Raw genomic sequence first — 13,736 nt, 5'->3', positions numbered from 1 at the left:
GGGCAGTCCCCTCCTCTGCTACCTGAAGGAACGCCATCATGACCACGTCCTCCAACGTCCACTCCAATGCTTTCAACTTCCTCAGCTTCGTCGAAACCGGCGTCGATCCGCGCACCGGTCAATACACCTGCAGCCTCTCGCTGCCCGAGCTCGAGGGCAATGACCTCAGCGGCCCCAACGTTCCCCTGCGCCTGTCCTACAGCCCGCTCAACACCCTCAATTCCGGGTTCGGCACGGGCTGGACATTGCAGTTGTCGCAGTACGACACCGCCACCAATATCCTCTCCCTGAGCACCGGCGAAACCTTCAAGGTCACCAGCACCAGCAGCACCGATGACCAGTTGCTGATGCGCGAAAAGAAAATCGACTCTTTCCACCTGCACAAGCTCAGCGACACCCGCTTTCGCGTGGTGCACAAGTCCGGCCTGATCGAAGAACTGGCCACCGACAGCGGTGACGCCATCGCCCTGCCGGTGAAAATGATTTCGCCCCAGGGCCATCACGTCACCCTGGCCTATTCGGCCTTCGGCAGCGTTCGTCGGCTCCTGAGCATCGCCAACGCCGATGGCACGTTGCTGCTGGAGATTCGCCCGCTCGAGTACACCCTGCGGCTTTTCCCCAGGACGCCCAATGAGGCCGTGTTCTCGTTGATCCTTGGCAATGAACAGCGCCTGACGCGCCTTGAACTGCCTACCGCCAGTCCGGCCAGTTGGCGCTTCGGCTATGACACCAAAACCCAGTGCATCAACCAAGTCGAAGGCCCGCTGGGCGGGCGCGAGACCATCGAATACGACACCACCCCGCACCAGTTTCCCGGCACCGGCGGCCGCACCCTGCCGCGGGTCCGCCGCCACCTGCACGAACCTGGCGCGGGCCAGCCAGCTATCGACACCCGCTACCAGTATTCCAGCAACAACTTCCTCGGCCGCAACGCCCCCGGCCTGATCTGGGAAGACAACGGCCTGGACAACCTCTACAAAGTCCTCAGCGCCTACGTCTACGACTCCACCGAACAGCTCTGGGACGCCACCAACAACCGCCCGCGACGCAGCATCAAGCGCATCTTCAACCGCTTCCACCTGATCAGCGAGGAACTCACCGAGCAGGGCGGCGCGGTCAAGCGTGTGCGCACCCAGTACTACGCCGACGACAGCAGCGTGCCGTTCGAGCAACAACCGGCGCAGTGCCAGTTGCCCAAGACCGTGACCACCTCCTGGATCGCCGCAGGGCAACAACGCGACGAAGTGGTGCGCAGCGAGTACGACGTGTACGGCAACCTCACCCTGCAAGTGCAGGCCAACGGCATCAGCGAAACCAGCGAGTACTACCCGGCGACCGCCAGCGACGGCTGCCCGGCCGATCCCCATGGTTTTGTCCGACACCTGAAACAGAAAACCGTGACCCCGGCCAAAGCCGACGTCAACGATGCTCCGGTGCTGCGCACCCAGCACCGCTACCTCAGCCAGCCGGGCCTGAGCGGCAGCGCCTGGCCGTGGCTGGCGCTGGAACAGGAAACCCTGGTCCACGTCAACGGCGGCAATGCCGAGCTGCAAAAGACCCGGCACACCTACCTCAATGCGCCGAGCGACAAACTGTTGCATGGCCGGAAATCGCAGACGGCGGTGACCCTCAACGGCAAGACCACCACCACCGACTACGCCTACCTCAAAGCCACCGGCCAGTACGTCGCCCAGCCGGTGCTGCGCACCATGGAAACCCTGAAGACCAACTTCGACGCGGTGAGCAAGGTCATCATCCTGGAACACTCGCTGCTCAACGGCCGCGCGCTGCTGGAGCGTGACGACAACGACGTGGAGATCGCCTACGCCTATGACGCGCTGGGGCGGGTGATCGAAGAGAAAGTCGCGCCGGGCAGCAATGTCGAGGCACGGCGCCAGTACCAGTACCTGCTGGTCAATCAGGTCACCGGGCAACCGACCCAGACCACCATCGACGTCAAAGGCGTGCAGACCCGCAGCCTGCTGGACGGGCTGCAACGGGTGGTGAGCGAACTGCGCCAGGATGTCGACGGCAACCCGGTGAGCAAGCCGCTGCGCGAGACGTACAGCGCCAGCTATGACGCCTTCGGGCAACTGAGCGAGAGCACCGAATTCGACTGGCTGGGCGCCGAGACCGTAGCCCTCACCAGCCGCTACACCTACGACGACTGGAGCGAACAGGACAGCGTCACCGGGCCGGACGGAATCATCGCCCACAACCGCTACGACCCGATCACCATGACCCGCCACACCTGGCAGCAAGGCACCGACGGCAAACGCGGCAACCTTGACCGGGTGACCTACAACCTGTTCGAAAAACCGCTGAAAAGCGAAGTGCTCGACAGCGACGACAAGGTGGTCAGCACCGCCGAACAACGCTACGACGGCCTCGGCCATTGCCGACAAGAGATCAGCGTGCTCGGCAAGAGCACCTTCTACCGCTACGACCCGTGGGACCGCGTCAGCCTGACCGTGCTGCCGGACGAGACACAGATCGTCCGCGCGTACGCCGGGCACAGCAGCGCCGAACTGGCGGTCAGCCTCGATGTAACGCCGGGCAGTGGCAACCGCGCCACCCTGCGCCTGGGTGAACAGCAATTCGATGGCCTTGAGCGCCTGACCCACCTCGATGTCGGTCCGCGCAGCCAGCAGTACCGTTACCAGGGCGGCCGATTGCAGCCCGATGAGCTAATTACGGCCGGCGGCCAGTCCATCCGCTACGAATACACCCCCAACCTCACCCGCCTGCCGGTCGGCCTGATCGCCCCGGACGAACAGGCCAGCTACACCTACGACCGGTCCAACGCGCAGTTGACCGTGACCGAGAACAATCAGGGCCGCCGTGAGTTCGCCTACGATAGCGCCAGTTACCTCAGCCACGAACGCTGGATCGTCGACGGCACGACCTGGGAAGCCCTGTCGACGTATTCGCTGGCCGGTCGCCTGATCCGCCACACGGACGTCAACGGCCTGGAAACCGCGTACGAGTACGACGTCCATGGCCGCGTCGAGAGCGTCACCCAGGGTCGCCTGCAAGCCAGCTTCGCTTACGACAGCCTGGGCCGGGCGTGGCGCACCACCACCCGCGACCTCGACACCGGGACCGAGCTGGTTACCTCGCTGGCCTTCGACGACCATGGCCGGGAAATCGAACGCGTCCTCGCGCTGAGCGGCCAGCCACCACAAACCCTCACCCAGGCCTGGCGCCTCGACAACCGCCTGCAGAGCCGGCATCAGCAAAGCGCCGGCACCTCGCTGAAAGAAGTGTTCGACTACGACGTGCGCGGGCGGCTGATCAGGCACGACTGCTCGGGCCAGACCCTGCCGACGGATCGCTACGGCAATGCCATCGCCTCACAGACCTTCGACTACGACGGGCTGGACAACTTGCTGCACGTCAGCACCCGCTTCGCCGACGGCAGCAGCGATGAGTCGGCGCGCAGCTTCGCCGACGACGACCCGTGCCAACTGGTGCGTATCAGCCACACCCACGCCGACTACCCGGACAGCCAGGACCTGAGCTACGACGCCGACGGCCACCTGCTCGCCGACGAAAACGGCAACGGCCTGCACTACGACAGCCAGGGCCGCCTGCTGCGGGTCACCAGCGAAACCGGGCAAAACCTCAGCCAGTACCGCTACGACGGGCACAACCAATTGACCGGGGTCGCCCACGGCGAGGAGGCGCAGACCCTGCGTTTCTACCAGGGCGAGCAGTTGGCCAGCACGGTGCAAGGCAGCACCCGCGTCAGTTATCTGTACGACGGCGACCGGCCGCTGGGCCAGCAACAGATGAATGCACCCGCCGAAACCCTGCTGCTGCTGACCGACGCCAACCGCAGCGTGCGCGGCGAAAGCCAGCAACAGGCGCTGCGTGAGACCGCCTACGGCGCTTATGGCGAGCGCGGCAATGACGGCATGAAAACCCTGCTGGGTTTCAACGGCGAAGTGCGCGACAGCCAGTCCGGCTGGTATCTGTTGGGCAAGGGCTACCGGGCCTACAACCCGGAACTGAGGTGCTTTCACAGCCCTGATTCGCTGAGCCCGTTCGGCGCCGGCGGCATCAACCCGTACATGTACTGCGGGGGTGATCCGGTGAATTTCCGGGATCCGACCGGGCATTTTTGGGAAAGCGCGAGCTGGGTAGGTCTTGGCCTGGGCATACTCGGCGCGGGCCTGACGGTGCTGTCGTTCGGCGCCCTCACCCCCGCGTATGCGCTGATGGTGAGCGGCGGCCTCGCGGCGGCCGCAAAGGGCGGCATCGCCCTGACCGCCATTGCCGCCGGCGCGGGAGCGTTGGGCACAGGCGCGGCGCAATCACTGGTCAGTGACAGGCAGACGAAGAAGGTATTGGGCCAGATAAGCTTCGGGTTGGGGATCGCGTCGATGGCGCTGGGGTTGGGTTCGTTGAAGCTCAATGGGTGGAAAAGCGGTTCATCGTCAGTCGATGACGTATCAATCAACTCCAGAAATTCACTGGCGTCCGTCGATAGCGATTACCTGGACAATTACAGCGGGCTCGTACAGAACCGTTTCGTTCGACCGCAAGTAACGCAACCGAAAATCTCAGTCGCTCCGCCCAAGGCTGCCCCACCGCCACCGCCGCCGCCTCCACCAACACAAACACCAATACCAACACCAACACCCGATTCAGTCGTTCCTCAAATACCCATCCCCATAAAAACCAGGGTTGGGGCTGGCGGTCAAATGGCTGATGACGCAATCGCTTCGGAAGTGACTCTCATGCTTGCTGCACTCAAAAAAAGTAAAACGATACGTGAGGCTGTTACCGAAGTACGGCAAGTCGTTCCGTTTAACAACCGCTTCGTCACCAAGGTTTGAAAGTCAGAGGGCCTGACGACCCCGTCGTCAGGCTCTTGCCCGGGAGGCTCCTGTAACAGCAGCCACGTGTATCACTTGCGTCTAGCCCCCCGGCATATTGAAGAACCGAATCACGATCGCCTCCGACCAACGCCCATCCGCATACCGCCCTTTCAGCGAAATTGACGCAATCCCCGCCACCGCGAGCAACCAGGTGCATTTCAGCGCGGTGGTGGTGGTCTTGCGTTCGAACCCCTCCACCTCGTATTCCACCGCACCGGGCATCGCGTCCCAACTGACGTGGATAGTGCCAAAGGCATCGCGTCTCGCCTGGAGCCCCTTTGAAAATGCCTCTGTGCGCGGGATCACCAAGTAGCCGCTCGGCGGAATGAAGTCGTTCTTGCCGGTCAACCCGGTGATCAAATCAAACCCGGCAATGCCGTTGGCCGGCGGATAGTAACGCCCGGCAGCATCGACCCGGCCATCGCCGATCACCTTCCACTCCACCTGGGCGGCAGGCACCTCGGTGGTAGCGACGAACGCCCGCAACTGCCCGCCCTGCCCCGGCGATGATTCATCGAGCTGAATGCGCAAGGCGAGCATGTCGTGAAGCACCAGGACGAAGGTCTTCTTGCTGGCACCACTGGCGCTGTCGGTAAGGGTGATGGCGTCGAGCACGAAGTATTCACGGTAATCCCTGGGCGCGGCGGTGTAGCGCCACTGATCGTGGCCGTCCGCCGTCAGGCTGCCGCCGTTGCCCGGGTTGTCGAGGGAGGCCCGCAGCGTACCGGCGCCGATGCTGGACGCGGAAAAGACCCGCGATGAGGCGGCGTCGCACACCTGGAACAGCGGGCTGACCGCCACGCTTTCGCGCACCACGCTGACCACCGTCGAGGCCGTGATCTTGGCTGAACCCAAGCCCTTGCTGGCAGTGACTACCACCGTGATGAAACCCTGGATCAGGGTGTCGGCCGCGGGCGCCTGATAGCGTCCGCTGCTGTCGATGCTGCCCAGCCCACCCTGCTGACCGCGCACGCCAGCCAGGCTCCAACTCACGCCGGACTGAGCCGGTTGGGTGCTGAAGACCAGGCTGCCCCCCGCCGCGAGCATCGCCTGGGCAGGCTGCACGGCGAAGGCATGATCGACCTGCCCGGCCAGGAACAGGTCGCCAGGCAAATGCACCTGGCTCGGAATCAGGGCATTGCGCCCGGGAAACAGCAGGTTGCGCGCCACGAACGTGTCGATGGCCGGCGGTTGCACGCCCTCGAACATCTTGACCACCACCGGCATGAAGTGCTGCCTGGCGACCTCGTTGATACTCGACAACTCCCCCCCGCCCAGATCGGGCAGCCATTCATGCCCGTTCATGCTCAGGGTGAAGTGGGTTCCGCCGTACCGATGAAACGCGACCACGCCATTGCTCTCCAGCGCCACGGAGAAGCCGAGGCTGAAGTCGTAGCTGAAATTCAGGTCGCCATGATCCCACTCGTCACCGGACGGCCAGCTCCAGTGGATGACCCGCTCGAAGGGTGCGGAGGTGGTTCTCTTCCAGCTCACCCGCAAGCGTTCGCCATCGCCCTGCACAGTCAATGGCAACTGGCTGCCCTCAGCGCCGAAGGTGGTTTTCATGTCGCTGGAAAACACCGCGTCGAAATCGCCATTGCGCACCGTGTAGTGGTAATCGAACGGCGCGGCGAACTCACCGGTAGTGGCCTTGAGCACCCAGGCGTTGTCCTTGCCGCCGGGGTAGTCGGCGAAACCAATGCCGTAGCCAATATCCTTCAGCAGTTGCGGCCTGAGCACCTTGTCGAACAGCACGCGGCTGGATAGCAGCAGGCTGCCGCTGAAGCCGTCAGGCAGCAGAAACGGAAAGGACGGGGCCGGGTCGGCCCCCGCCGACCCGCCCTTGAAACGGATGTACAACTCGATGGCGCCGTCGCCGTGATCCGGCGATCCGGGGCGCGCATCGGCGTTGCGGGTTACCACCCGCATATCGAATGTTTCCGGGGTCAGCTCGGGCACCTCCACTTTGCCGATGCTGCCCAGTTCGAAGCGCCGGCGAGTGCTGTCGAGCGCGCGGAAGATCTTCTCGAAGAACGCCGCCACGGCCTTGCGCGTGGCGTCGTCGTCCCCGAACGAACTGGTGATCTGCGTGCCTTCATGCAACTCGATGAACACGCTGCCGGCGCCGGTGCCGCCGCTGGTACGACCCACGTCGAGGTGCATGCTCAGGGTTGCCTGCGCCAGCGGCAGTTGTTGCTCCAGCCTGACCACCCGCTCGAAACCGCCGGCGGGGGCGACGGTGGTCACCACCATTCCGCCCTCGATAGGGAAACGCAACGTCGCGCCTTGGCTGCGTCGTTGCGCCGCGTCGAACGACAGCGCAGGCGCCGAGAGCTGCAACCCGAACAGGTGCAAGCGGGTGCCGGCGATATCCTCCAGCGCCAGCTCGCCGTTGATGGGCTGAATGTAGCCGCTGGCCGATTGGAGGCGCTCGATCGTCTGGTCCAGCAACAGCGCATTGGCCTTGTCACGGCTATACACCACGATCGCATCCCAGCCGAGGGTCAGCGACTTGCCCTTCATCACGGACAACAATTCAGCCATCGTGCTCATCTTGGGCCTCCTAGTTCACCAGATTGAGATCCAGCGGGCGGAAATCCAGATAGCTCTCGCCGTCATCGAAACTGACCGCGACCCGCGTGGCGAACACCTTGTTCACCTGCAGCTTCAGCAGGTCGGCCCTGGGCAATACCGCGGTAACCGGAGAAGCGTTCTTGGGCACGACCTGACCTTTCAGAAGGTCGAAACGTATCGCCTGGTTCTGCTTGTCCAGCCCGGTGACCCAGAGGTTGATGCGCATGCCATCGGTCAGCGGTTTGTAAGGCCAGGGGGCCATCGACAGGTTGGCGCCCTGCGGCGTGCTGGCGAGACTGAGGCTGCCGCTCCCCGCCTGCTGGCAACTGAGCAACATCATGGTGGTGGTCGCCAGCTTCTGCACGGTCAGGAGATAGGTCGCCGAGACTTCCGGTTCGCCGGTCGGCCATTTCACGCTGTAATAGACCTCGACCTGACGCCCCATGTTGGCGGGAATGGCGCTCGCGGGAATCTTGAAGTCCAGACCGTCCGGCGAGCTTGCCGTGCTGGTCTGGAACGAGCCGTGCGCGCCAAACCCGCTCCAGTGCAGGGTCAAGGCGGCGCCGCTGATATCGTCCTGCTGCGCAGGGACCCGGGCAGTGACGCCGCTGGTGGTGTTTTTCGGGTCGAGGACGCCTTCGCCCGGGTGACCGGGTTTGGCCTCCACCACCGTTGGCAAGGGGCGTGGCTCAGGGGGAAGGATGTTCACATTCAGTTTTTCGAAATCGGACAGCCTGGACACGTTGCCGGCACGGTCCTGCAACAGGTAGGTGATTGCCCGGTCGCCGTTGCCCTCGCGCTCGATCATCTCGCCATCGAAGGACACTGTCAGGTCCGGGGTCAGCTCGACATCGATGACCTGGTTCTGGCCATACGGAAACTCCTCCCAGAACCCTTTGAGACGGTCACCCGGCATGTACTCGTAGGAGGTACGGGGCACGGTGGCCTCGACTTTGTTGTCGTTGGCCTCCAGGTAGCGATTGGTGATTCCGCCGAAAATGACATCCATGGGAAACACCAGCTTGGCGGGAGTTTGAAGGCCGACCGGGGGAGTGGTGTCGATGGTGAGGGTCAGAAGGGCGGATTCCTCGGGGTTGCCCAGCCAGTTCTCCACCCGGTAGCCCAAGCGATGGATGCCCTCTCGCAAATGTTCCTTGGGCAACTCGATAAACAGATCGCCCGAGGCGATCGGCGCCGTCCAGGTCTTGCTTTGCACCACGGCGCCATTCCACAGCAACACGAGGGTTTCCGGTTGCTGAGGGCTGGGGTCCGAATTCGGCCAGAGGGGAAATTTGACGTTCAGGGGCGCCGCCAGTGCAGTGATCGGCAAGAGGTTTTCTTGTCCGCCGTCGATCGGCGGCAGGACCGCGTCCACAATCGGAAGGGACAATTCGCGGGCGTCATCCGCGGGTTCGGTGGTGGAATTCGGGGAAGGGTTGAAATCACTCATGGCAGCTCACTCGCCGGATACTGGAGCACCCATTGAACAATGGGCAGGCTCACCCCCGAAACTGACAAAAATATCAGGTGGCTGGCAGGGCAATGGCGATTGTGCAAAGCCAAAAAAGGCCGGAACTCGATGCCGCCAAGGGCACCGGGTTCCGGCCTTCATGGTGTGTCACCAGGTGTAGCGGACGCCGAAATTGGCCCCCCAAGGCTGCTCGATCTTGTCGCCGTTGCTGTAGTCGAAGTCCGCGTGCACCGCGATGCGATCGGTCAGCGACAACGCGATCCCCGCGCCCAGTTCGCCACGCGAGCCCGACAGATCGTTGTCGAAACGGTTGTCGTTGACCTCGGCTTCGTTGTTGTTGATGAACTCATGGGCCAGCGCCGCACGGACATAAGGCTGAACCCGCATCTGGTTGCTCATGAGCATGTCACGGCCGACCGTCACACCGACCTTGCCCAGCAGCGAACGGCTGCGGTCGCCATCGACCTGCATGCCGTTGTCCAGGTCGTAGCTCTGTCCCTGGATGACCGCGCCGATCAACTGGCCATAGGGCTCGACGAACCAGCCATCGTTCAGCTTGATATGCCGACCGGCTTCCAGCGAGGCAGTGACCGCGCCATTGTCGAAATCGCCCTTGGCCTTGGCCCCGTCGCTCAAGTGCACATCGGCCTGGTTCTGGAACCGGTTGAATTTCAGCACGCCATCGATGTAGTAGCCGGACTCCGGTTGCAGCCAGGTGCTGTAAACGCCAGCGTAGTAACTGTCGATCTTGCCGGAGGTGCCGCGCCCCATGTCCAGGTCGGAGGTGCTGTAGCCGCCGAGCAGGCCGATCAGCCACTGTCCGTTGCCATAGGGCAGCGGCGCATCGACACCGAACGCAATGCCTTGCTGCACCTGGCTGTAGCTGCTGCCCTGGGCAGACACGTTGAACTTGTTGCCATAGCTGCGCATCCAGCCGCCGGCCTTGCTGTCGTTCATGCGGATCTCGCCCATGCGGCTGCGCAAGGTGCTCAGTTCGCCATACAACACAGTGGGGCCCGCTTCGAAAATCGCCAGCGCGGTGCGGGCACCGGGGCTGATTTTGCGAGTGCTGGCATCGAGGTACCATTTGTTGCCGTCCTGGGCCAGGCCGTAAGACCAGGTGCCCAGGTCCACTTCGCCGCCCAACAGGGCGAACTGCGCATTGCCACCGGCGATTTCCACCAACAACAGGCGGGAGTCGGAGAGCGGGTCGGCGCCGCTGCTGTGGACCAGGATTTCATGATTGCCGTCGGCGACGCCGGTCACCTCAAGCTTGTCGGACAGGCCCTGGGAAAAGTCAGCCTCCATTTCGAAAATACCGCTGCCCGAGAGGTTCTCCACCGACAGGGTGAAGAAGTCGCCGGGGTCGCCGAACTTGATGCTGCCACCGCTGCCCATGCTGAGGTTCTGTACCGAGGAATCCTCGACCATGACCCATTGGGCCTGGCTGTTGACCGCCAGCGACTCGACGTTTTCCAGGCGGCCAGTGAGCACGGCGCGGTTGGCCAGCGAAACATTGGCGGTACTGCCCGCCTCTGCGACGATGTCGCCTTCGAGCACACTGTTGGAGACATTGAGGGTGCCGGTACTGTCACCGATGACCTCGAACAACACGCCATTGCTGCCTTGCAGGTTTGCGCCGTTGTTGACGTTGACGATCGCCTCGCTGTCAGCAAAGGCGCTGTCCACCAGAATGGCGGAACCGCCTTCGCCAATGACCGTGCTGTTATCCAGGGTCAATGTGCTGGTGCCGGCAGTGGCCTCATCAAAAATGAACACGCCGTTGGTCGCGCCTCGGATGACCGTGCCATTTCCCGCTATGGCAACACCATTGAGCAGCCTCAGCCCATGTGTCTGCGTGCCGGTGAGTTCACTGCCACTCAACTCCAGCAGGCTGTTGGCTGACACCGTTGCGCCAACCACGCCAGTAATGCTCGCGTTGTTCACGATGGCGGTGGAACCGCTGTCGGGGCTACCCGCCGTACGTGCAACGGCAAGCCCGATACCGCCAGTGGATGTGAGCGAACCACCGTTGATCACGGCAGAACTGTTCTGTAGTGAAAGTGCGGCTTCAGGCGTATTCGACTGGATAGTTGCGCCATTCAGATTCACCGTTGAACCAGATCGCGCGGTAATCGCCGCAGAGCCGCCACCATTGAATGTCAGAACCGACTCGTTACGCAGTTCAACGCGATCATTCAAGAAAATATCATTGAAGGTTTTTGTTTCCCCATCAATTAAAAGTGCCAGCGCTTGCTCACTTATCAGCAAGAGTGGCGCGAGGAGAATGAATTTGCGGGCATAGGGCACTCGAGAACGAAGCAGCGGCGAGTAACTTTTCATGAATATATCCTTTGGCAGATTAAATCCAACCGTCAGGCGCACCGCTAATCACACCAGCGCCAAACCCGGAAAGGTCTGAGATACTAATGACGCACACCCCGAATATATGTAGGAAAAATCTACACACAGCATAGTATTATTCATCGGCATCTCCAGTTTCTTGCCATATAAAAACGGCACGAATCGATGATTCGCGCCGCATTCACATCAAGGGTGCTCTACTGACGCCGCTTACTACGCCGGGCAAGTACCCCCGCCAGGAAACGACAAGCCAATGAGCTCTTTCGCGTACTCGGACCAGACCACCTCACCGCCAGCTTCCAGGCTGTATTGCACATGCGTGTCTCCGACGCCGGATTCGGTCCCGCTGTACGCTGGGAAAATGTAGGTTTCGTAAGGATGAACAAACCAGGTAATACCGTTCACTTCCTGTTGCGGAGTGAGGGTGATGACTTCCGAGAACTCCGTGCCCGCCACTGTCCCGCCATCAGGCCACTCGGTAACTCGCCAATGCATGGTGACTTCTACACCCGCTCTCAGGTATCTGCCGTCAGGTTTGACATACACATAGAAACCACGGACCCCCTCCTCTTTGCGAACCGAACTGCAATTCATTGCCCGGTTCCCCCCAACGGGATTGGTCCAGATATGTGGAAACTCAGGTGCTTCGAAAGTGATCGTCAGGACCTTCACAATGACCGACGTCGACGGTGATTGCTGGAAGTTCACCTCGGCAAGATCAGTAATGATGTAATGCACGGGCAACAATGGGTCGTTGCCGGAGGCCTCGATAATGCTCCAGGGAACAACAACCGAAACTTCTGTACCTGGAACATCTTCTGCCGTGACGACATGATAGTTCGGTACACGCTGCCCCTTCCAATAAACCCAGATGTAATCGCCTTCCTTGGCCTCCTCATACAACGTAATGAAGGCGGTTGCATCCTTGCCGTGGTCACTGGTGTTGAGTTGGTTATCAATGCCGGATTCCCCCACGACTCGCAACTCGGCAAGTGTCGGGTTCACTGTTTCAGGCTCGTCAGGGTTCACCGGCCCGACGACTTTCAAGTTGACGATGATTTCCTTGCTCAGTGGCGTTTCAGGGAACTTCAACGCCTCCCCACGCGCTACCTGATAGCTCACCGTGAGAGGTTGATCGCCGTCGCCAGCGTCCAGGAAATCATAGTTGGCCTTCAGCGCTGCCCAAGGCACAGAAATGCGCAGCGGGAACTGGGGCGCGGGTCCGGTCGGGTAGGGTTCAAGCGCCGTGCCCCCCCAAATCACGAGCACCATGTCGCCATTGCTCCAGTTCTCGAAAACAGGGATTTCGACCACGACTTCAAGTGCGTCCAGACGGTCGATACGCCCGTCGTTGGCCAGTGGCACCTCTGGCGGCAGGAGGTTTTCCGGCAGAGGTCCCAACGCGACAGTCGCCTCGATATACACGGAAAGGTGGCTGCGGTTGCCTGCCTTGTCCAGCAACACATAGATGCCCAGGCATTGGCCATTCCCAGCCTGTTCGAGAATGTCACGGGTAATGGCGAATTCCATCGACGCGTCCAGATCCAGCGGACCGAGCGTGGGCGTGATCATGGTCGGATCATCCGGCACGTCGCTCACCCAATAGAAGAACAACCTGTCGCCTGGCTCACGATCGGGATACTCCGGAACCGTAGCGATCAGTTGACCGCCGTTTTCCTCGAGGTAGTTGTCAGTGATGATCTTGGTGGCCAACTGTAAGGGCAGCGGCTCATTGGGCTCGCAGGGGGCAATGGTGTCGACGGTAATGAGTCGTGACTGAGAGATCTTTTGGTTGCCGCTGAGATTGGACTCCACCATGTAACTCATCAGCAAACGGCCCTGAAGATAATCATCCCGGTCAACGGACACCTGCACAGGAAAGGTCGCATCCGACGCTACTGACAACATCCCGATCAGCCTCTGCTCAGACTCGTTCTCGCGCGTCCAGTACAGGTAGACGGTGTCGCCAAAAGGTTCGGCCGACTCTCGCCAGTTCTGCATCTCGACAATCATCGACGTTGCAATCATCGGCGCGTTGAGCAGTCCGTCCGGATCACCCTCGATCATGGCAAGGACATTGGGCGCTAGCAGTTCTTCCAGTGGTTCATTGCGCAACGATTGACGGTAGTCCCACCGGGCCTGCTCAGCAGCCGACAGTATCTTCATAGTGCTCATGATTTCTCTCCTTAATCCGTTCCATAGGCAGCGGCGGGCAAACCACCGCACAGCAGTGCACGTCTCTCGCCATGAGCCGGCACCGGCACCGCGGTTACCGACTCCAACTCTTGAGCAGCAGTAAACGCCAACTGCGGATTTGCCGAAACTGACAAAAATGCTAGGTAGGCAGAGGGAAAAAAGGCCTGGGCGGGGACGTGACAAGCCAGCGCTTACCCATGAAAGCGGCTGCTGACACAGGTGTCAGGCGCACGCCAGCCCACAGCGCC

At 61.6% G+C, this 13,736-nt stretch carries 5 protein-coding genes; 1 reads left to right on the top strand and 4 read right to left on the bottom strand.

What is annotated here, in order from left to right; all coding sequences use genetic code 11:
• Positions 1 to 38 precede the first annotated feature (38 nt).
• On the top strand, positions 39 to 4,841 hold the full coding sequence (locus NTD88_RS16120; protein ID WP_262156052.1) for an RHS repeat domain-containing protein: 4,803 nt from the start codon (positions 39 to 41) through the stop codon (positions 4,839 to 4,841).
• Between the two features lie 81 nt (positions 4,842 to 4,922).
• Here the strand turns inward: NTD88_RS16120 and NTD88_RS16115 are convergent, their stop codons facing one another.
• From NTD88_RS16115 to NTD88_RS16100, 4 genes are all read right to left on the bottom strand, one after another.
• Positions 4,923 to 7,436, bottom strand: coding sequence for a hypothetical protein (locus NTD88_RS16115; RefSeq protein WP_262156053.1), 2,514 nt, complete (start codon positions 7,434 to 7,436; stop codon positions 4,923 to 4,925).
• Between the two features lie 10 nt (positions 7,437 to 7,446).
• Complete coding sequence (locus NTD88_RS16110; protein ID WP_262156054.1) at positions 7,447 to 8,907, bottom strand: hypothetical protein; 1,461 nt, start codon at positions 8,905 to 8,907, stop codon at positions 7,447 to 7,449.
• 168 nt (positions 8,908 to 9,075) lie between these two features.
• Positions 9,076 to 10,968 (bottom strand): autotransporter outer membrane beta-barrel domain-containing protein, encoded by a 1,893-nt coding sequence (locus tag NTD88_RS16105; protein WP_315975161.1) that lies wholly within the window; start codon positions 10,966 to 10,968, stop codon positions 9,076 to 9,078.
• A gap of 537 nt (positions 10,969 to 11,505) precedes the next feature.
• Complete coding sequence (locus tag NTD88_RS16100; protein ID WP_262156058.1) at positions 11,506 to 13,467, bottom strand: hypothetical protein; 1,962 nt, start codon at positions 13,465 to 13,467, stop codon at positions 11,506 to 11,508.
• Positions 13,468 to 13,736: the final 269 nt, after the last annotated feature.

The sequence above is a fragment of the Pseudomonas sp. 20P_3.2_Bac5 genome, from assembly GCF_025466035.1.
In the GTDB taxonomy this organism is placed as follows: Bacteria; Pseudomonadota; Gammaproteobacteria; order Pseudomonadales; family Pseudomonadaceae; genus Aquipseudomonas.
Note: the sequence above shows the minus strand (reverse complement) of the source record. Positions and strands in the feature narration are given on the sequence as shown.

Coding starts and splice junctions, on each gene's coding strand:
- NTD88_RS16110 (WP_262156054.1), bottom strand. CDS start 8,907: ATGAGTGATTTCAACCCTTCCCCGAATTCCACCACCGAACCCGCGGAT.
- NTD88_RS16120 (WP_262156052.1), top strand. CDS start 39: ATGACCACGTCCTCCAACGTCCACTCCAATGCTTTCAACTTCCTCAGC.
- NTD88_RS16115 (WP_262156053.1), bottom strand. CDS start 7,436: ATGAGCACGATGGCTGAATTGTTGTCCGTGATGAAGGGCAAGTCGCTG.
- NTD88_RS16100 (WP_262156058.1), bottom strand. CDS start 13,467: ATGAGCACTATGAAGATACTGTCGGCTGCTGAGCAGGCCCGGTGGGAC.